The organism is Mesorhizobium sp. Pch-S (assembly GCF_004136315.1).
Classification (GTDB): domain Bacteria; phylum Pseudomonadota; class Alphaproteobacteria; order Rhizobiales; family Rhizobiaceae; genus Mesorhizobium.
Window position 1 is genome coordinate 2,700,638 of record NZ_CP029562.1, and the last position, 20,437, is coordinate 2,721,074.

Annotated in this window: 16 protein-coding genes and 1 pseudogene; 11 read left to right on the forward strand and 6 right to left on the reverse strand. The window is 62.8% G+C overall.

Translation table 11 applies throughout. The features are described 5' to 3' along the window. Window positions 1-2: 2 nt before the first annotated feature. Window positions 3-815, reverse strand: coding sequence for a YgcG family protein (locus C1M53_RS12485; protein WP_129416147.1), 813 nt, complete (start codon window positions 813-815; stop codon window positions 3-5). A 121-nt stretch (window positions 816-936) separates the two neighbouring features. After that, complete coding sequence (locus tag C1M53_RS12490) at window positions 937-1,581, reverse strand: LemA family protein (RefSeq protein ID WP_129412537.1); 645 nt, start codon at window positions 1,579-1,581, stop codon at window positions 937-939. 167 nt (window positions 1,582-1,748) lie between these two features. On the opposite strand from C1M53_RS12490, the gene C1M53_RS12495 reads away from it, so the two are divergent. The 6 genes from C1M53_RS12495 (at window position 1,749) to C1M53_RS12520 (ending at window position 7,090) form a co-directional block, all read left to right on the forward strand. Continuing rightward, window positions 1,749-1,976, forward strand: coding sequence for a hypothetical protein (locus C1M53_RS12495; RefSeq protein WP_129412538.1), 228 nt, complete (start codon window positions 1,749-1,751; stop codon window positions 1,974-1,976). Between the two features lie 7 nt (window positions 1,977-1,983). Then, window positions 1,984-2,868, forward strand: coding sequence for a pyridoxal kinase PdxY (gene pdxY, locus C1M53_RS12500; RefSeq protein WP_129412539.1), 885 nt, complete (start codon window positions 1,984-1,986; stop codon window positions 2,866-2,868). Then, on the forward strand, window positions 2,865-3,641 hold the full coding sequence (locus tag C1M53_RS12505; protein ID WP_129412540.1) for a DUF429 domain-containing protein: 777 nt from the start codon (window positions 2,865-2,867) through the stop codon (window positions 3,639-3,641). The genes pdxY and C1M53_RS12505 overlap by 4 nt, the downstream gene beginning before the upstream one ends. 143 nt (window positions 3,642-3,784) lie before the next feature. Further along, window positions 3,785-4,429 carry a carbonic anhydrase gene (locus tag C1M53_RS12510; RefSeq protein ID WP_129412541.1) on the forward strand — a complete coding sequence of 215 codons (645 nt, stop codon included), beginning with the start codon at window positions 3,785-3,787 and terminating at the stop codon, window positions 4,427-4,429. A gap of 112 nt (window positions 4,430-4,541) precedes the next feature. Then, complete coding sequence (locus tag C1M53_RS12515; protein ID WP_245488591.1) at window positions 4,542-4,907, forward strand: nuclear transport factor 2 family protein; 366 nt, start codon at window positions 4,542-4,544, stop codon at window positions 4,905-4,907. A 137-nt stretch (window positions 4,908-5,044) separates the two neighbouring features. Next, the gene (locus tag C1M53_RS12520; protein ID WP_129412543.1) at window positions 5,045-7,090 is read left to right on the forward strand and encodes a M3 family metallopeptidase; all 2,046 of its coding nucleotides are present in this window, start codon (window positions 5,045-5,047) and stop codon (window positions 7,088-7,090) included. A gap of 29 nt (window positions 7,091-7,119) precedes the next feature. On the opposite strand, the gene C1M53_RS12525 is transcribed toward C1M53_RS12520, so the two are convergent. Continuing rightward, window positions 7,120-7,731 (reverse strand): TetR/AcrR family transcriptional regulator, encoded by a 612-nt coding sequence (locus C1M53_RS12525; RefSeq protein WP_129412544.1) that lies wholly within the window; start codon window positions 7,729-7,731, stop codon window positions 7,120-7,122. Between the two features lie 71 nt (window positions 7,732-7,802). Between C1M53_RS12525 and C1M53_RS12530 the strand changes: the two genes are divergently transcribed. Together C1M53_RS12530 and C1M53_RS12535 are read left to right on the forward strand one after the other, a co-directional pair. Beyond that, window positions 7,803-9,086 (forward strand): MFS transporter, encoded by a 1,284-nt coding sequence (locus tag C1M53_RS12530; RefSeq protein WP_129412545.1) that lies wholly within the window; start codon window positions 7,803-7,805, stop codon window positions 9,084-9,086. A 173-nt stretch (window positions 9,087-9,259) separates the two neighbouring features. After that, entirely contained in the window at window positions 9,260-10,837 is a 1,578-nt protein-coding gene (locus C1M53_RS12535; RefSeq protein WP_129412546.1) for an alkaline phosphatase, read from the forward strand. Window positions 10,838-10,843: 6 nt separating this feature from the next. Here the strand turns inward: C1M53_RS12535 and C1M53_RS12540 are convergent, their stop codons facing one another. After that, complete coding sequence (locus C1M53_RS12540; protein WP_129412547.1) at window positions 10,844-11,119, reverse strand: hypothetical protein; 276 nt, start codon at window positions 11,117-11,119, stop codon at window positions 10,844-10,846. 212 nt (window positions 11,120-11,331) lie between these two features. Between C1M53_RS12540 and typA the strand changes: the two genes are divergently transcribed. Further along, complete coding sequence (gene typA, locus C1M53_RS12545) at window positions 11,332-13,155, forward strand: translational GTPase TypA (RefSeq protein WP_129412548.1); 1,824 nt, start codon at window positions 11,332-11,334, stop codon at window positions 13,153-13,155. A gap of 48 nt (window positions 13,156-13,203) precedes the next feature. Here the strand turns inward: typA and C1M53_RS12550 are convergent, their stop codons facing one another. Then, complete coding sequence (locus C1M53_RS12550; protein ID WP_129412549.1) at window positions 13,204-13,815, reverse strand: DUF1062 domain-containing protein; 612 nt, start codon at window positions 13,813-13,815, stop codon at window positions 13,204-13,206. Window positions 13,816-14,287: 472 nt separating this feature from the next. Between C1M53_RS12550 and C1M53_RS12555 the strand changes: the two genes are divergently transcribed. After that, window positions 14,288-14,902, forward strand: coding sequence for a LysE family translocator (locus C1M53_RS12555; RefSeq protein ID WP_129412550.1), 615 nt, complete (start codon window positions 14,288-14,290; stop codon window positions 14,900-14,902). A gap of 21 nt (window positions 14,903-14,923) precedes the next feature. Here the strand turns inward: C1M53_RS12555 and C1M53_RS12560 are convergent, their stop codons facing one another. Further along, complete coding sequence (locus C1M53_RS12560) at window positions 14,924-15,487, reverse strand: peroxidase-related enzyme (protein ID WP_129412551.1); 564 nt, start codon at window positions 15,485-15,487, stop codon at window positions 14,924-14,926. 140 nt (window positions 15,488-15,627) lie between these two features. On the opposite strand from C1M53_RS12560, the pseudogene C1M53_RS12565 reads away from it, so the two are divergent. Further along, window positions 15,628-20,420 (forward strand): annotated as a pseudogene (locus tag C1M53_RS12565) (NAD-glutamate dehydrogenase). Window positions 20,421-20,437: the final 17 nt, after the last annotated feature.

The window sequence follows — 20,437 nt, forward strand, 5'->3', positions numbered from 1 at the left end:
CGTCACCAACTCCCCGAAGATCCGCCGCCGCCGGACGAACCGCCGCCACCGGAAAAACCGCCGCCACCACCGCCGGAAGACCATCCACCGCCACCGCCCGACCAGCCGCCACCACCGGACGACCAGCCACCACCGCTGTTGTTGGAGGAACGCCTGTTGGTGTCGAAGGTCATTCCCAGCCAGCGGTAACGACCAGGGCCGATCTTGGTGCCAAAAATCGGCGGCAGGATCGCGATGGCAAGGCCGCCGAAGAACAGGACCGCCCAGATGGTGATGAACAGCGCAAACATCACCTGTTCGGCGTCGTATTCGCTGAAACTGTCCTGCTGGTGGCGCTTGCCGCGCGCCTCAAGCTCTTCCGGATTGCCCTCCAGCACCATGATCATGTCGTCGACGGCCTTGGTGATGCCGCCGGCAAAGTCGCCGCCACGGAAGGCCGGCACCATGTCGTTTTCGATGATCAGCTTGGTATGCAGGTCGGTCAGCGTGCCTTCGAGGCCGTAACCGACCTCGATGCGCATCTTGCGGTCGTTCTTGGCAACGAGCAGCAGGACGCCGTTGTTGTCGCTGGCCTGGCCGAGCTTCCAGGCGCGGAACAGCCGGTTGGCATAGGGCTCTATCTCCTCGCCGCCGAGGCTGTCGATGGTGGCGACGACGATCTGGTCGGAGCCCTTCTTTTCGAAGTCGGCCAGCTTCTGCTCGAGGGCTGCCTTCGCCGCCGGGTCAAGCATGCCGGCATTGTCGACGATACGTCCGGTCAAGGCCGGCATATCGTCGGCCAACGCCATGCCGGCAAGCAGCATGGCGAAGAACATCGCCAGCAGCGGTTTGAGCGCAACAGCCCACGACACTGCGTGGATCTCATGCGCAGGCAAACGGCGGGATGGCGGGGAGGAGCGCAAGGTTCAGCCGGTCCGGATCAGGGAAGGGTGGCGCTCAGCCACCCTGTCCCGCGGGTTTGCTGGTGCCGAAATCGACCTTCGGCGTCTGCATCTTGTCCTCGCTGATGGTGAAATTCTGGAAAGGCTCGTTGGAGCGGAACCAGAACGTTGCCCACAGCACGGACGGGAAGGTCTTGAGCGTCAGATTGTAGTCCTTGACCGCCTGGATGTAATCGCGGCGGGCCACGGCGATGCGGTTTTCGGTGCCTTCGAGCTGGGCTTGAAGCGCGATGAAATTCTGGTTGGCCTTGAGGTCGGGGTAGTTTTCGGTGATGGCAAGCAGGCGCGACAGCGCGCTGGTCAGGCCCGACTGGCTGTCCTGGAACCTCTTGAAGGCTTCGGGGTCCTTGAGGGTTTCGGGTGTCACCGTGACCTGTGTGGCCTTGGAACGCGCCTCGACGACGGCATCCAGCGTGTCCTTTTCGTGGGCTGCGTAGCCTTTCACCGTTTCCACGAGGTTCGGGATCAGGTCGGCGCGGCGCTGATACTGGTTCAACACCTCGCTCCAGGCCGCCTTGGCGTTTTCTTCCGCTGTCGGAATGGTGTTGTAGCCGCAGGCCGACAGAAGCGGCAGCAAAAGCGCCATCAAAAGGAAAGCCGGCAGGTTGCGGGGAAGCGAAGACAGGCGCTGTGCGTACATGAGCGGTCCCTCGTTTGCTCGAATAGGCAAGCAATACCATAAAGATCACAGGAGAAAACGCCTTTGCATGACCGTCACCAACGACGGTGTGGCGCAGCCTCGTCGGCAACGAGGCCCTGTAACCTCAAGCGGGATCGGGCTAGGATCAGCGAAAAGAGGGAGCATCGATGGCAGGTCACGCCGACAGGGACAGCGAGCACGAGTCGCGCCGCATCCTCGACCGTATTGCACGCGAGACCGAGCCAGGCGGCCTGCCATCCGACCGGCGCGGAGATGACCAGAGCGACTTCGACTCAATTGAATATTGGGGCACCCGCATCGGTCGCGTGCTAGGCCCCATACTGGCGATCGTGATGCTGATCGCTGTCGGTTATTACATCGCCCGCCATCTGTAGGACCATCATGAACACCAGTCAGGCCGAAGCGCCCCGCGCCGTCATCGTCGTGTCCAGCCATGTTGCGCGGGGGTCCGTGGGCAATCGCGCCGCTGTCTTCGCGCTGGAGACGCTGGGTTTCCCGGTGTGGGCGGTACCAACCGTCATTCTGCCCTGGCATCCCGGTCATGGTCGGGCGACAAGGATCGTTCCGCCTGCGGAACAGTTTGCGGCGCTGATGGCCGATCTGGCGCGCGCACCCTGGCTCGGCGAGGTCGGCGCCGTCCTTTCCGGCTATCTTGGCGAGGCGAGCCAGGCCGACGCCATCGCCGATCTGGTCGGTGCGGTAAAGGCCAGGAATCCAGGCGCGCTTTACGTCTGCGATCCGGTGATGGGCGATTCGGGCGGGCTCTATGTGCCCGAGGCAACCGCCGGGGCCCTGCGCGACCGGCTGATGCCGTTGGCCGATATCGCCACGCCGAACCGCTATGAACTCGCCTGGATGGCGGGGGCCGATCTGCCGGACCTGAAATCGACCACCGCGGCGGCGCTGGATGCCGGTCCGGCAACCATGTTGGTGACGTCGGCGCCGGCGATGATGTCGGGAAGCACCGGCAATCTCCTGCTCGATTCCAGCCAGGTTCTGCTGGCTGAGCATCGCCTGATCGACCGGCCGCCGAACGGCCTCGGCGATCTCACCGGCGCTGTCTTCCTGGCGCGTACACTTTCCGGCCAGCCAGCCGCCAAGGCGCTGCAATCAACGACGGCTGCCGTTTACGAGATCCTGGCGCGTACGGCCAAACGCGGTGGTGACGAGCTGCAGCTGGAAACCGATGCGCAGAGCCTGTCGCAGCCCATGGCCATGGTGCAGATGCGCCATCTCACACATCCGGGACGAGGCCGCACCGCATGACCGGAAACCCGGCCAACGTAACCGTGGCCGGGGTCGATGGCTGCAAGGCTGGCTGGATTGCGATGCGGCAGGATCCTGGCGGATCACCGATCGTCGGTGTCTATCTTGGCTTCGACGATCTCCTGACGGCCCTACCGTCCGATGCGATCGTGGCTGTCGACATGCCGATCGGTCTGCCCGAGGTTTCGGGCAAAGGCGGGCGCGGGCCCGAAGCACTGGTGCGCCCCTTGCTTGGCCAACGACAATCCAGCGTCTTCGCTATTCCGTCGCGGGCAGCAGTCTATGCCGATACCACAAGCTTCAGTACGGTCGATGCCTGGTATGAGGCGCATCGGCGCGCCAGCGCCGTCGCGGCGGCGACGTCCAATCCGCCGCGGGGCGTCTCGATCCAGGCCTTCGGCATCCTCGGCAAGATCCGCGAGATCGACGGGCTTTTGACGGCGCGGCCGGATCTACGAGCGCGCGTTTTCGAGTCTCATCCCGAGGTGGCATTCTGGCGGCTCAATGACGGCCGTGCGATGACCCTGCCCAAGAAGATCAAAGGCACGGTCAATCCAGCCGGCATGGAAGAGCGGCGGGCTTTGCTCGCCCGTCACGGCTATGAGCGCGCCTTTCTTGATCAGGCGCCGCCGAAAGGTGCCGCGGCGGACGATTTTCTCGACGCCGCTGCCATGTTGCTGGTTGCAGGCCGGATCGCGCGGGGCGAAGCCGCCTCCTATCCGAATCCGCCGGGGGTCGATGACAGGGGAATCCCTGTCGCTATCCATGTTTGAACGGTTTGGTAGAGCGAGCTATGCGCCGTGCATGGTTCTCGCGGGAGAGCTATGACAATTTTGCATTGATTGCCTGGCCAATTTGCCGTTAGTGCCTTTCGCAGTGGAAACGAGCCGTCGCCGTCCAGCCTGGAAAGGTCCAGATGCCGCATCTCCCAGAACATCTCATTGCCGGTTATCGCAACTTCATCAACGGCCGCTATGTGGCCGAGGCTGATCACTACAGGTCGCTCGCACGCGAAGGCCAGGCGCCGGAGACAATGATCGTGGCCTGCTGCGATTCTCGTGCCGCACCCGAGGTGATCTTCAATGCCGGCCCGGGCGAACTGTTCGTGCTGCGCAACGTCGCCAATCTGGTGCCACCCTATGCACCGGATGGCGAGTACCATTCGACTTCGGCCGCGCTCGAGTTCGCGGTGCAGAGCCTGAAGGTCAAGAACATCGTCGTCATGGGGCACGGCCGCTGCGGCGGCATCCGTGCCGCACTCGACACGACGTCCGCTCCGCTGTCGCCGGGCGATTTCATCGGCAAGTGGATGAGCCTGATCGCGCCTGCTGCCGAAGCTGTTTCGGCCTCGACCATGATGACGACCGGCGAACGGCAGACGGCGCTGGAGCGCATCTCCATCCGCTACTCCATTGCCAATTTGCGCACCTTTCCCTGCGTCAAGATTCTGGAAGGCAAGGGCAAGCTGACCCTGCATGGCGCCTGGTTCGATATCTCGACCGGCGAATTGTGGGCGATGAACAACGAAACCGGCGATTTCGAACGGCCCGATATCGGTTGAGGACAACAACCTTCACTTCTCCTCCATACAGGCCTAGGTTGTATGGAGGAGGTGTCGCATTGTGCCCTGTGTCGGCCCGTCGAAACTCTGTGCGGTCGTCCTCTACGTCCTGATGCTGGGTTCAGCACGGGCTGACGACAACGCCGTGATCGGCCGCTGGTATTCCGCGCTGCTGGTTGCAGACCGTGGCCAGCTCGCGGACATGCTGGCCGATGATGCCCGCATCCGATTGCAGGATGTCGATACCGAGCAGAACAAGCAGCAGTTCCTCGCTTCGATGGACGAATGGCAGGGCGCGGTGTCAGGTGCAAATATTCGGCATCGCATCGAAAGCGCCGAAAACGGGCTGATCACCGTCGTCGTCTGCTACGACTTTCCCGGCAATGATCTTCTGACAAGAGAGGTTTTCGCACTGACCGACGAACGCATCACCGCATCCTCGCAAGCGACCATTGCGGAAAATTGCGACGGCTTCTGAGAACCCTGCGCCGGGCCCTTCACGGCTGGCTATCCGATGCCGGTCGCCGGGACTTGTCGTTGCACCAGCGGTCCGGTCGGCCTACATCGGGGAGATACTGTCGTTCCGCCTTCCCCACGTTCAGCGAAAGTCCCGCCATGTCCGCATCCGATCTCGCCGCCCATGCCTTGACCAACTGGCAGGGTCCACTCGGTCTTCCCGATTTCACCAGGATCGGCGACGAAGACTTTGGGCCGGTGTTCGATGCAGCGCTGAAGGCGCATGAGGCCGAAATCGATGCCATTACCGCCAACACCGAACCGGCCACCATCGAAAACACGCTGCAGGCACTGGAGCTTGCCGGCGAAGCACTCGACCGCATCTCCTCGATCTTCTGGTGCCGGGCTGGCGCCCACACGAACGACACGATCCAGGCCATGGAGCGCGAGGTCGCGCCGAAGATGTCGCGGCATTTCTCGGCTATCTCGATGAACGAGAAGCTGTTTGCCCGCATCGACGATCTCTATCAGCGGCGCGATGGCCTGAAGCTCGATGCCGAGACATTGCGTGTGCTGGAAAGGACCTGGAAAGGGTTTGTCCGCTCTGGCGCCAAGCTTGATACCGGGGGCAAGAAGCGGCTTGCCGCAATCAACGAACACCTGTCTTCGCTTGGCACCAGCTTCGGCCAGAACGTGCTGGCAGACGAGCGTGAATGGGTACTGTTTCTCGACGAGGCCGACCTTGCCGGCCTTCCCGATTTCCTGAGAAGCGCGATGGCAGAGGCCGCCGAGACGCGTGGCCAGAAAGGCCGCTATGCGGTGACGCTGTCGCGGTCGATCTACGAACCCTTCACCACCTTCTCCGAACGTCGCGACCTGCGCGAAGCCGCATGGCGCGCCTTCACGCGGCGCGGCCAGAACGGTGGTGCCAGCGACAACACCGCCGTGGTGCGCGACATGCTCAGTCTGCGTGCCGAAAAGGCGAAGCTGCTGGGTTATGATTCCTTTGCCGCGCTGAAGCTCGATGACACCATGGCCAAGACACCGAAGGCCGTGCACGATCTGCTCGACCCGGTCTGGGAGAAGGCGCTGGAGAAAGCCGCAGCTGACCAGAAGGAACTGGAGCGGCTGGCTGTCGCCGCCGGCAGCAACGAGCAGTTCGCCGCCTGGGACTGGCGTTTCTATCAGGAGAAGCTGCGCGCCGAAAAATTTGCTTTCGACGAGGCCGAACTGAAGCCTTACCTGCAGCTCGACCATGTCATCGCCGCCTGCTTCGACGTAGCGACAAAACTGTTCGACCTCACCTTCGAAGAGAAGAAAGGCATTGCCGGCTGGCATCCGGATGCGCGCGTGTTCGTGGTGCGGAACGCCGACGGATCGGAGCGCGCCCTGTTCCTGGCCGACTATTTCGCCAGGTCTTCCAAGCGGTCTGGCGCCTGGATGAGTGCGCTGCAATCCGGCTACAAACTGGGCAAGGGCGCAAAGCCGATCATCTACAACATCATGAATTTCGCCAAGCCGCCGGTCGGCGAGGCCGCCTTGCTGTCAGTGGATGAGGCCAAGACCCTGTTCCATGAATTCGGCCACGCGCTGCATGGCATGCTGACCGATGTTACCTGGCCGTCGGTGTCGGGCACTTCTGTCAGCCGCGACTTTGTCGAGCTGCCTTCGCAGCTCTACGAACATTGGCTGACGGTGCCGGCGGTGCTGGAAAAACACGCGCTGCATGTGAAGACCGGCAAGCCGATGCCGAAAGAGCTGCTCGACAAGATGCTGGCGGCGCGCACCTTTGGCGCCGGCTTCGCCACGGTCGAATTCACCGCCTCGGCGCTGGTCGACATGGCCTATCATGCGCGGCCGGATGCGCCGGCCGAACCTTTGGCCTTCGAGATGGAAACGCTTGAGAAGCTGGCGATGCCGGACACGATCGCCATGCGCCATCGCACTCCGCATTTCAGCCACGTCTTCGCCGGTGACGGCTACTCGGCCGGCTACTACTCCTACATGTGGTCGGAGGTGCTCGATGCCGATGCCTTCTCGGCCTTCGAGGAAACCGGCGATCCGTTCAATCCGGCTCTGGCGAAGAAGCTGCGGGACAACATCTACGCGGCCGGCGGCTCGAAGGATCCGGAAGATCTCTACACCGCCTTCCGCGGCAAGATGCCGACGGCGGATGCCATGATGGTGAAGCGCGGCCTGGCCTGAGGCCCGATCCTTTGTCGGGTGGATCAGCGCTAGCTTTTCAAGCTGGCGCCGATCAGGAGGTCGGCCTGCTTGGCAACCGACTGCGAGGGACCGCCCGGGCCGAAGATCTGGCTCGAGATGTAGGCGCCTTCGATGAGCAGCAGCAGGCCGTCACCCAGCGTGCCGGGGTCGGCCGCACCCATGCCCTTTGCCATGGCGCGCAGCCTGCGGCGCAGCTCGCGCTTGTTCTCCTCGCTGACCACGCGTGCCGGATGGCCGGGCTCGGGATATTCGACCGCCGCATTGGTCATGCCGCAGCCCCGATAGCCCACTTTCTGCGAGCGTTTGCCGACGCGGGTCAGGAAAGCGATGATCTGCGCGCGTGGGTCGCCCGGATGCGCTGCCACCGCTTCGTCGAAACGCTCCCAGAACTCGAGGTCGTATTTGCGCAGATAGGATGCGGCCAGCTCGTCCTTGGATGAAAAGGAGCGATAGAGGCTCGGCTTGGTGACACCTGCCTTTTTCACAATTTCGTCGACGCCGATGGCCCTGATGCCTTCGCGGTAGAAAAGCTCATGCGCGACGCCAAGGATCTTCTCGGCGGCCGGCGGCAAGGCTGCGTCCCGCGAAACGCTGGATTCAATATTTTTGTCAGTGGGCATGAGGCGTTCCAATTGACATGTTACTAACCGGTACGTACACATTCGGCAACTGCAACGTACCGGTCAGTAACATGATAGCCCAGTCCCGCCCGTTTGGCCAGCGCTACGCCTTCGTCGTCGTTGCGGTCATCTTTCTCTCCCTGCTCATCGCCGCAGGCCTACGTTCCGCGCCCTCCGTGATGATGCTGCCCCTGGAGAATGATTTCGGCTGGCGCCGCGACGTGGTGTCGCTGGCGGCCGCGATCGGCATTTTCCTCTATGGCATGACCGGTCCTTTCGCCGCCGCGCTGATGGAACGCATCGGCCTGCGCAAGACGGTGATCGGTTCGCTGGTGGTGATGTCTGCATCCACCGGGCTTTCGCTGTTCATGACGCAGTCCTGGCAGCTCATCGCCACATGGGGCGTGTTCTCGGGTGTCGGTTCCGGTGCCGTGGCCACCGTGCTCGGCGCCACTATCGTCAACCGCTGGTTCAAGACCAATCGCGGCCTGATCATGGGCCTGATGTCGGCGTCCAGCGCCACCGGCCTGCTGATCTTCCTGCCGTTCCTAGCATGGCTCGCGCAGTCGGGCGGCTGGAAACCGGTGGCGCTCGTCATTGCCATCGCCACGGCAGCGCTCGTGCCGCTGGTCTGGCTACTGGTGCCGGAACGTCCGGCGTCGATCGGTCAGGTACGCTTCGGCGCTGAACCGGACGATGTGCCGCCGACGCCGCCGGCCGCAGCTGGCAACTTCATCTCCCACACGCTGGGCACATTGCGTGAGGCCGCCAGAACACGGGTGTTCTGGTACCTTTTCGCCACCTTCTTCATCTGCGGCTTCACCACCAACGGCCTGGTCGGCACGCATCTGATCGCCTTCTGTGCCGACAATGGCATCAACGAGATCCAGGCTGCCGGCCTGCTTTCGCTGATGGGCATCTTCGACCTCATCGGCACAACGCTCTCGGGCTGGCTGACCGACCGTTTCGATCCCCGCAAGCTGCTCGGCGTCTACTATGCCATCCGCGGCCTGTCGCTGATCTATCTGCCCTATTCCGGCTTCTCGGCGACCGCGCTGATCGTCTTCGCGGTGTTCTACGGCCTGGACTGGATCGCCACCGTACCGCCGACGCTGCGCCTGTCGAACGAGGCCTTCGGCGATGCCAGGGGACCGCTGGTGTTCGGCTGGATCGTTGCCGGCCATCAGGTCGGAGCGGCCACGGCCGCCTTCTTCGGCGGCGCGATGCGCGAGTTCCAGGGCAATTACGAGCTCGCTTTCATCATTGCGGGCATGACCGGCATCATCGCCGCCTGCCTGTCGTTGCTGATCAACACCAACCGGCCGATGCTGGAACCAAAAGGGCAGCCTGCCTGATGCCAGAGCGTTTCCGTTTTTCACCGAAACGCGGAAACGCTCTATCTTTCTTTTGCAGGAATTACCCTGGTCGGCGATCTGTGGACCGTCAAGAAAGTTTCATGCTTCCGAAATGTGACTGAAACAATGGCCAAGGACCTTGGCGGCTCCTACTCGCTGCCAAGGAGCCAGCCATGAGCAAGCCACCCAGCATCAGCCGCCGCGCCTTCCTCGCTTCGACAGGAGCAGCCGGCCTGGTCGGATTGTCCGGTCTGGCCATGCCCTATTATTCGCGCGCGAATACGCGTCCGGTGTTCACCCATGGTGTCCAGTCGGGAGACATCGATGCCGTCTCCGGCATGATCTGGACTCGTGCCGATCGGCCGTCCCGGGTGCAGTTCGAGGTGTCGACCACAGAGAGCTTCGCCAACGCCGAACGCCTGGCGCCGCTCAACGCGCTGCCGGACAGCGACTATGCGGTGAAGCGCCTGCTCACCGACCTGGCGTCGGACCAGGACATCTTCTATCGCATGACGCTCGCCGACCTGAACGACGTCAATGCCGTATCCGAGCCGATCATCGGCCGTTTCCGCACCGCGCCGACCTCGCGTCGTTCTGTACGCTTCGCATGGTCGGGCGATACCGCCGGCCAGGGCTGGGGCATCGATGAGGTCGGCATGAAGACCTATGCCTCGATCGCCAGGCACACGCCGGACTTCTTCCTGCATTCGGGCGACACGATCTATGCCGACGGCGCCATGAAGGATGAAGTCGATCTGAAGGACGGCACGAAGTGGAAGAACGTCGTGCTTATCGACGAGAAGCGCAAGGTCGCCGAGACGCTCGATGAATATCGCGGGCAGTGGAAATACAACCTGCTCGACAAGAACCTGCTTGCCATGAACGCGGCGCTGCCCACCTTCTTTCAGTGGGACGACCATGAAGTGGTCAACAACTGGTCGAGCTCGAAGGATCTGACCGCCGACGACCGCTACAAGGAAAAATCGATCGCCGTGCTGGCGGCGCGTGCTGGTCGCGCCTTCCATGAGATGACGCCGATCCGCTTCACGCCGGCCGAACCCGGCCGCGTCTATCGCAAGATCGCCTATGGTCCGCTGGTCGACGTCTTCTTCCTCGACATGCGCTCCTACCGTGGCGCCAACGGTCCCAACCTGCAGGCCGAACTCACTGCGGATGCACGCATGCTGGGCGAGCAGCAGACCCGCTGGCTGAAGCGCGAGCTCGCCAATTCCAAGGCCACCTGGAAGGTGATCGCCGCCGACATGCCGATCGGCCTGGTGGTGTGGGACGATGCCGCCAACAAGAAAGGCTCGGAGGCGATCGCCAACGGCGACAACGGCCCGGCCAAGGGGCGTGAGCTGGAATTCGCCGACCTGCTGCGCTTCATCAAGAACGCAGGCATCACCAACACGGTCTGGCTGACGGCGGACGTGCACTATACCGCCGCCCATCACTACAGCCCGGATCGCGCGCAGTTCCAGGATTTCGAGCCGTTCTGGGAATTCGTTTCCGGACCGATCCACTCTGGCACCTTCGGCCCCAACGACCTCGACATGACTTTCGGCCCCGAGGTGAAGTATGTGAAGGCGCCGAGCGCCGAACAGGGGCAGAATCTGCCGCCTTCGGCCGGCTTCCAGTTTTTCGGTCTTGTCGATATCGACGGCAGCACCGAACAGCTGACGGTCAGGCTGATGGATCGCGACGACAACGAGCTCTACAAGACGACGCTCGATCCGGTTCGGGCTGCGTAATCGGGATCAGTGCTCGAAGCAGGCGGCGGGCACGTTTGGCCAGGTCGCCTTTTCGCAGCCGACATCGGCCTGGCGCTGCTTGAAGGCGGCGCTCACGGGACCGGTGACGATCGGGTCGACACCGTCCGGCGCGTCCGGGAAGAGCTTTTCCGCCTGCGTCGACACCACGGCCATCGGCTTGTCGGCGGGCGTTGCAGCCGACCATGCGCCACCCAGCGCCAGCAAGGCGACCAGGGTGGCCGACAGGGAGATCATCACGAACCGGTTCAGACTGCGTATCATGGACGCCCGAATGCTCCACAGCGGAAAAGGTTCCGCGTTTGGTTAATGAAATTCTACGCTCCTGCCACTTAACAAAAGGTGACCAACCAACTGCCGGTGCACCGCCCCCTTTCGCAAATGCGAAAAACCCTGTATGAGCCGCGCAACTGAAAAAGGCGGCGTCTCGATTTGACTATCCGGGCGTGCTGCCCGAACAACCTCCGAGATCCAGCATGAACATCCGCAATATCGCGATCATCGCGCACGTCGACCATGGCAAGACCACGCTGGTCGACCAGCTCCTCAAGCAGTCCGGCTCGTTCCGCGAGAACCAGCGTGTCGCCGAACGCGCGATGGACTCGAACGACCTCGAAAAGGAGCGTGGCATCACCATCCTGGCCAAGGCGACTTCGGTCGACTGGAAGGATACCCGCATCAACATCGTCGACACCCCCGGCCACGCCGACTTCGGTGGTGAGGTCGAACGCATCCTGTCGATGGTCGACAGCGCGATCGTTCTGGTCGATGCCGCCGAAGGCCCGATGCCGCAGACCAAGTTCGTGGTCGGCAAGGCGCTGAAGGTCGGCCTCAAGCCGATCGTCGTGATCAACAAGATCGATCGTCCGGACGGCCGCCACCAGGAAGTCATCAACGAGGTGTTCGATCTGTTCGCCGCCCTCGATGCCACCGACGAACAGCTTGATTTCCCTATCCTGTATGGTTCGGGCCGCGACGGCTGGGTCTCCGAGAACCCGGAAGGCCCGAAGGACCAGGGACTGGCTCCGCTGTTTGATCTGGTGCTCAAGCATGTTCCGGAACCGACGGTCCATCCCGGCCCGTTCCGCATGATCGGCACCATCCTGGAAGCCAATCCGTTCCTTGGGCGCATCATCACCGGCCGCATCCATTCCGGCACCTTGAAGCCGAACCAGGCCGTCAAGGTTCTGCATCATGACGGTTCGCTGCTGGAAAACGGCCGCGTGTCCAAGATCCTGGCGTTCCGCGGTCTCGAGCGCCAGCCGATCGAGGAAGCGCAGGCAGGTGACATCGTCGCCATCGCCGGCCTGTCGAAAGGCACCGTTGCCGACACGTTCTGCGACCCGGCCGTCACCGAACCGCTGCATGCGCAGCCGATCGATCCGCCGACCGTCACCATGTCCTTCATCGTCAATGATTCGCCGCTCGCCGGCACCGAAGGCGACAAGGTCACCAGCCGTGTCATCCGCGACCGCCTGATGAAGGAAGCCGAAGGCAACGTCGCGCTGCGCATCGAGGAGTCGGCCGACAAGGATTCGTTCTTCGTGTCGGGCCGCGGCGAACTCCAGCTCGCCGTTCTGATCGAGACGATGCGGCGCGAAGGCTTCGAACTTGCCGTGTCGCGTCCGCGCGTCGTCATGCAGAAGGACGAGGACGGCCAGCTGCTCGAGCCGATCGAGGAAGTCGTCATCGACGTCGATGAGGAACATGCCGGTGTCGTCGTGCAGAAGATGTCGGAGCGCAAGGCCGAGATGGTCGAGCTGCGGCCTTCGGGCGGCAATCGCCAGCGCCTGGTGTTCCACGCGCCGACGCGCGGCCTGATCGGCTACCAGTCGGAACTGTTGACCGACACGCGCGGCACCGCGGTGATGAACCGTCTGTTCCATTCCTACCAGGGCTACAAGGGTGAACTGCCCGGCCGTACCAATGGCGTGCTCATCTCCAACGAGCAGGGCGAATCCGTCGCCTATGCGATGTGGAATCTGGAAGATCGCGGTCCGATGGTCATCGACGCCGGCGTCAAGGTCTACCAGGGCATGATCATCGGCATTCACTCCAGGGATAACGACCTTGAAGTGAACGTGCTGAAGGGCAAGAAGCTCACCAACATCCGCGCCGCGGGCAAGGATGAAGCGGTCAAGCTGACGCCGCCGATCCGCATGACGCTGGAACGCGCGCTCGCCTGGATCCAGGACGACGAACTGGTCGAGGTGACGCCGAAGACGATCCGTCTGCGCAAGCTCTATCTCGATCCGAACGAGCGCAAGCGCTTCGAGAAATCGAAGGTCAGCGCGGCCTGATGGTTCAAAAGGGCGGGGATTTCCCCGCCCTTTCTTTTTGACCGACCATTATGGGCGAGCGTTGCGCAGGATCACGTCCGCGTCGCCCACGGTCAGGTCGATCTCTACCCGGCAACCGTCCCGAACCGGCCGATTGAGGCCCGCAGCCGTAGTGATGTGGCCCGCATGTTCCATGGCACTTATCCGGGCACGGGGCAGGCCAAGTTCCGCCGCGAGCAGACGGTCGAGCCGGATGGCGAAAGGGATCTGTGTCGCTAGAGCGATCTCCAATCGCGCCGGGGCGGCTGGTCCGTTCGCAATCTCCTCCTTGCGGGCGACGCGTCCCGCGAATTCCTCGACCCTGTGCGCGAACCGGCGCAGGGCCGCGACATCGAAGGCGTAGCGCTCGACCAGAGACGGATCATTGGCCTCCAGGGACGAAAGCAGATCCGGATCGAGGTCGCGGGCGTTGCGGCGCTCGAACAGTGTGTGGTTCCAGGTGTCGTCGCATGTGGTGCATTTGTAGACGAGCCAGGCATCGAGCCGCCTGCCATTGGCGTTGAGTCGGAATTTGCCGCTGCATTCGAAGGCGCGTTGGATGCCGCAACGCGGGCAGGAGCGCCAGGGGCGGGGAAAACGGTTTGCAATGAGAGTCCATCGGACGCGGAGCGTGCACGACATGCCGGTTGGTCCTTCCCGTCGGGAAGTCCGTCCAAGCGGCGATAAACGAGATGCCTCTCTTCGAGGCGCGGAATGGCGTTCGTGTGGAGATCAGGCGAGGAGAGCCTCAGCGCATGACCCGAAAATCAGATTCGATTTTTGAAAGGATCATGCACCAAATCAAGGCATCGTCCGGCGCAGAGGCGCTGGCCAAACCGGTCTCGAACCACCACAGGAACGAACGCAATTGTAAAAGCGGCAACGCTCTTGCGCGCTGCCATGCGAGTTCTGGGAGAGCTGACGAGACCGGCGGTTACGATGGCAAAGTCGGGAGCCCGAGGCTGATGACGATGCGGCGTTCTAACGAGCGGCGCCGATGAGATCAAGATGTGCCTTCCGCACTTTTTGAAAGCGGGGTGATGAGAGAACGGCCCCGCATTGCATCGGATGACATTCGGCCTATGCTTCGGCGCCTGCCTCAAGGAGCGCGTCCATGACGTTCACGTCCCTTCTCATTTTCGCCGGTGCGCTGTTCGTCGCCGCCGGCTCCCCCGGGCCTTCGATCGCTGCTTTGGTGGCGCGGGTGATTTCGAAGGGATTCCGCGACGTGCTGCCGTTCCTGCTCGCCATGTGGATCGGCGAAGCGATCTGGCTGTCCTTTGCGGTGTTCGGGCTGGCGGTGGTGGCGCAGAGCTTCCATCTCGCCTTCGTCGCCATCAAATGGCTCGGCGTTGCCTATCTCGCCTACCTCGCCTGGAAGATGTGGACGGCGCCGGTCGAAGCGACCGGAGGTTCATTGCCGAAGGAAGATTCGCCGGTGAAGCTTTTCCTCGCCGGCATGGCGGTGACGCTCGGCAACCCGAAGATCATGATGTTCTATCTGGCGTTGTTGCCCACCATCATTGATCTCGCTTCGGTCACCATGCTCGGCTGGATGGAGCTGACGGTCACGATGGCTGTTGTGTTGATTCTGATCGACTTTGCCTGGATCGTGGCAGCAGCACAGGCACGCAGGCTCCTGAAAAGCCCGCGCGCCATGCGAATCGCCAACCGGGTCTCTGCCGGCACCATGGCGGGTGCTGCCGCGGCGATCGCGGCGCGAAGCTGAGTTTTCCTTTCGGAAAGAAGGCTATCTCGCCATTGCGTGGTATTCAGCGTTCGGTCGCATGTCGATGGCAGCGGCGACGCGGTTCGACATGTTGAAGAAGGCTGCTGTCGAAGCGATGTCCCAGATGTCGCGATCGGTGAAACCAACCTTGCGCAAGGCCTCGCGATCGGCCTCGACGATCTTTGCCGGCTGCTCGGTCAGCTTGACCGCGAATTCCAGCATGGCGCGCTGCTTTTCGGTCAGGTCGGCGGCGCGGAAGTTCATCACCATCATCTCGCCGAATGCCGGATCGCCGGCCAACTGGCGCACGGCCGCGCCATGCGCGGTCAGGCAGTAATAACAATGGTTGATGGAGGAGACGACAACCGCGATCATCTCGCGCTCGAGCTTGGATAATCCGGAATCACCGAGCATCAGGTCGTTGTACGTGTCGGTGAAGGCGCGCAGCTTCTTTTCGTCGAAAGCGTAGGCCTTGAGCACATTGGGTACGAGGCCGAGTTTTTCCTCACACTTTGCAAAATAGGCCCTGGTGGCGTCGCTCAGTTCTCCCTGGGGCAAATCCAGTGCGGTGATTGTCTCGCTCATCGCGGTCTCCTTTCGTCGGCGCCTGCAAATTTCTTATGCAGGCAGCATTTTTCTTAGGCAGCCGTCAAACCTTTGTCGCCAAAAGGCGATCATCTGCTACGATAGTCGCAATGCAGCCTATGGCGGAGGTAAATCGCATCATGGCCAGCCTGAAGTCCGCAACCAAACCAAAGAAACCGGTGGTGAAGGGAGGCGGAAAAGAAGGTCAAAGGCCAGGGCGGCTGGCAGATCATCTGCTGGCGAGAGCACCATCCGAAGACGTTGCTGCGTATGACGCGGCCGATATCGCCCGCGCCGCCGAACTGGCCGAGAATGCTGTTTCCCGCCATAAGAAGGGCGAAAGCATCGTTGCCATCGATACGGCATCCGGCGTGTCGCGCCAGGCGCGGCCAGTCACGGTCATCACCGTCGTCAATGACAACATGCCTTTCCTGTTCGATTCGATCCTCGGCGAGATCACCGAGGCCGCGGGCGAGCCGACACTGGTTACCCATCCTGTCATCGCGGTCAGGCATTCGAAGGCCGGTGTGACCGAAATCGTCGGAGACGGTGGCCTGGTCAAGGAAGACGCGGGCCTCGACAAGGTCAGCGTCGTGCATGTCCATATCGGCCGGCTTTCGGAAGAGGCGGCCGCGGCGCTTGGTGCGCGGCTGACCAAGACACTGGCGCAGGTACGCGCCGCCGTCGTCGACTGGAAGCCGATGCTGGCGCGCCTCGACCAGGCGATCTCGGAATTCCGCTATGCGCCGGTTCCTCTGGACAAGAAGCATGTCGCCGAAGCCATCGCTTTCCTCGAATGGCTGCGCGACGACAATTTCACCTTCCTCGGCATGCGCGAGTTCAAATATTCCGGCGGCGAGAAAAGTGGTAGCCTCGAGCGCGCCGACAAGCCGGGGCTGGGCATTCTTTCCGATCCGGATGTGCTGGTGCTGCGGCGCGGCACCGAGGCGGTGACGACGACGCCCGAAATCCGCGCCTTCCTGCATGGACCGGAACCGCTGATCGTCACCAAGGCCAACGCAAAGTCGGTGGTGCACCGGCGCATCTATCTCGATTACATCGGCATCAAGACCTACGACAAGAACGGCAAGCTGGCGGGCGAGCTGCGCATCGTCGGCCTGTTCACCTCGACCGCGTACACGCGCTCGGTGATGAAGATCCCTTATCTGCGTTCCAAGGCGGAAACGGTGATCGCCAAATCCGGCTTCAACCCGGACGACCATTCCGGCAAGGCACTGATCAACGTGCTGGAAAGCTATCCGCGCGACGAACTGTTCCAGGTGCCGATACCCACCTTGCGCAAACATGCGGAGGCCATTCTCGGCCTGATCGAGCGGCCGCGCGTGCGTGCGCTGGTGCGCGCCGACCAGTTCGACCGCTTCGTCTCCATCCTCGTTTTCGTGCCGCGTGACCGCTACGACAGCGTCGTACGCGAGAAGATGGGTGCGTATCTGAAGACTGTTTTCGATGGTCGTTTGTCGGCTTATTATCCGGCCTTTCCCGAAGGCGGCCTGGCCCGCGTGCATTTCATCATCGGCCGCTCAGGCGGCAAGACGCCGAAGGTCGAGCAGGAAACGATCGAGGCGGCGATCCGCGATATCGTGCGCACCTGGGAAGATGCGCTGGCGGAGGCCGCCGAGGCCGGCGGCAACGATCCGGCTTTGAAGGCGATCGCCGCGCGGTTCCCGGAAAGCTATCGTGATTCCTTCTCGTCGGCGGTGGCGCTGGTCGATGCCGAACGCATCGCAAGAATCTCCGCGGAGAACCCGATCGACATCGACTATTACCGTGACGCCGGCCAGAAGCCCGAGCAGGCTTCGCTGAAGATCTATCATCACGGCAGTCCGGTGGCGCTGTCGCGGCGCGTACCGTTGCTGGAAAACACCGGATTCCGGGTCATCAGCGAGCGCACCTTCGAGATCGACAAGGAGGACGGCAACCGCGTTTTCATCCACGACATGGAGCTGGAGAACGCCTACGGCCAGCCGATCGACCTCGCCGACGAGGGGAAGCTGTTCGAGGATGTGTTCCTGGCGGTGTGGCGCGGCGACGTCGACAATGACAGCTACAACAGCCTTGCCCAGACAGCCGGGCTGAAGGCAACGGAGATCCTGGTGCTGCGTGCCTATGGCCGCTATCTGCAGCAGGCTGGCATTCCGCAGAGCCAGGACTTCATCGCGGCGACGCTGAATCGCTATCCCGACATCGCCCGGGGCCTTCATGCGCTCTTCGTTGCGCGGCACGGTGCGGATGCGGCGGGCGAAGGCATCACCACGGCCAAGCACCTCAAGGCGAAGATCAAGGACGCGCTGGAGGATGTGCCCAGCATCGACGACGACACCATCATTCGCCGCTACCTCAACCTGATCGAGGCGACGCTGCGGACCAACCATTTCGTGGATGGCAAGAAGGAACGCGGCCAGTCGCTGGCGATCAAGCTCGACTCGCGGGCCGTCGACGGATTGCCGGAACCCAGGCCATGGCGCGAGATCTTCGTGTACGGCTCCGAGGTGGAAGGCGTGCATCTGCGTTTCGGCGCGGTGGCGCGCGGCGGCCTGCGCTGGTCGGATCGTGCCCAGGACTACCGCACCGAGGTGCTGGGCCTTGTGAAGGCGCAGCAAGTCAAGAATGCCGTCATCGTGCCGGTCGGCGCCAAGGGCGGCTTCTATCCGAAGCGCCTGCCGCCGGCCAGCCAGCGCGACCTGTGGTTCGAGGCCGGGCGTCAGGCCTACATCAACTTCGTTTCCAGCCTGCTGTCGATCACCGACAACATCGGCATCGACCATGTCGTGCCGCCGGCCGGTGTGGTGCGTCATGACGCCGACGATCCGTATTTTGTCGTTGCGGCCGACAAGGGCACGGCAACCTTCTCCATACCGCCAACGCGATTTCGGAAAAGCACGGCTTCTGGCTGGACGATGCCTTCGCTTCGGGCGGTTCTGCAGGCTACGACCACAAGAAGATGGGCATCACCGCCAAGGGTGCCTGGGAGGCGGTGAAGCGGCATTTCCGTGAAATGAACCGCGACATCCAGACTTCGCCGTTCACGGTGGTCGGCGTCGGCGACATGTCGGGCGACGTGTTCGGCAACGGCATGCTTCTGTCGGAACAGACCAAGCTGATCGCGGCCTTCGACCATCGCGACATCTTCATCGATCCGGAGCCGGACGTGGTGGCCTCGTTTGCCGAGCGCAAGCGCATGTTCGACCTGCCGCGTTCGAGCTGGCAGGACTACGACAAGTCGAAACTGTCCAAGAACGGCGTCATCGTCTCGCGCAACCAGAAGTCGATCACGCTGCCGGCGGAAGCTGCTGCAGCGATCGGCCTTGCCAAGTCGACTGCGACGCCGGCCGAGATCATGACCGCCATCCTCAAGGCTCCGGTCGATCTGCTGTGGTTCGGCGGCATTGGTACCTACGTGAAGGCGGTCTCTGAGACCAACCAGGATGTCGGCGACCGCGCCAACGATCCGATCCGCGTCAATGCGATCGATCTGCGCGCCAAGGTGATCGGCGAGGGTGCCAATCTTGGCGTCACCCAGCGGGGCCGTATCGAGTTCGGACTGGCCGGCGGTCGCAACAATTCGGACGCCATCGACAATTCCGGCGGCGTCAACTGTTCCGACGTCGAGGTCAACATCAAGATCGCGCTGGCATCGGCGATGCGGAAGGGTTCGCTGGCGCGGCCGGCGCGCAACAAGCTGCTGGCAGAGATGACCGATGAAGTCGGCAATCTGGTGCTGTCAAACAATTACGAGCAGACGCTGGCACTTTCGCTCGCCCGCAAGCGCGGGCTGGCCGACATTGCGCATCAGGGCCGCTTCATGGCTGCGCTCGAAGCGCGTGGCCTGCTCGACCGCGCCGTCGAGACGCTGCCGTCGCCGGCGGCGCTTGCCGAGCGCGAGGCGCGTGGCGAACCATTGACCCGGGCCGAGCTCGGGGTTCTGCTTGCCTATGCCAAGATCGTGCTGTTCTCGGACATCGTTGCCTCGGATGTGCCGGACGACGCGCATTTCAACACCGACCTGACCGGCTACTTCCCGGAACGGATGGTCAAGAAGTTCAACGAGGAGATCCATGGTCACCGGCTGCGGCGCGAGATCATTGCCCGTGTCGTCGCCAATGACCTGGTCAATCGCGGTGGCCCATCCTTCACCAACCGGCTGATGGAAGCGACCGGCCGCAGCGCGGCCGACGTGGTGCGGACCTTCGCGGTGATCCGCGACGGCTTCGGCCTGCCCGCGCTCTACAGCGATATCAACGCACTCGACAACAAGATCGACGGACAGGTGCAGATCGATCTCTATCAGATCATAAGCCGGCTTATCTTCGTGACGGCGGGCTGGTATCTGAAGAACGACGCCGGCACCGCGCCGCTCAGCCAGCGCATTGCCGAACTGCAGGAGGCCCGCAAGGCACTCGAGCCGAAGCTGGTGTCGCTGCTGTCGGATTTCTCGCGCGAGCGGCTGGAGGAGAAGCGGCACGGCTTGTTCAAGGTCGGCACGCCCGACAGACTGGCGGAGCGGCTGGCTCTGGCCGACGTCGCCGAGTTGATCCCGGACATTGCGCTGACATCGCGCCTCGCCGGATCGGATATCGTCGCGGCGGCGAAGGCATTCTTTGCCGTGAGCGAGGCCTTCCGCATTCCCCGCATCGAGGAAGCCGCGCGATCGGTGACGCCGCCGGACTATTACGACCAGTTGGCGCTGTCGCGTGCCACCGACACGATCGGCGCTGCACGGCGCGGCATCGCGGTGGCGGCACTTGCGCAGCACGGCAAGGCAGCCGACCCGGTCGCGGCCTGGCTGGAAGCCGGCGGCGAACGCATTGCACGCGTGCGTGAACGGCTGCAGGCCCTGACGGAAGGCGGCGACATCACGGTGTCGCGTCTGTCCGTCGCCTCAGGCCTGATGAGTGACCTGATAGGGGCTTGATGCCCGATTCCGGTCTT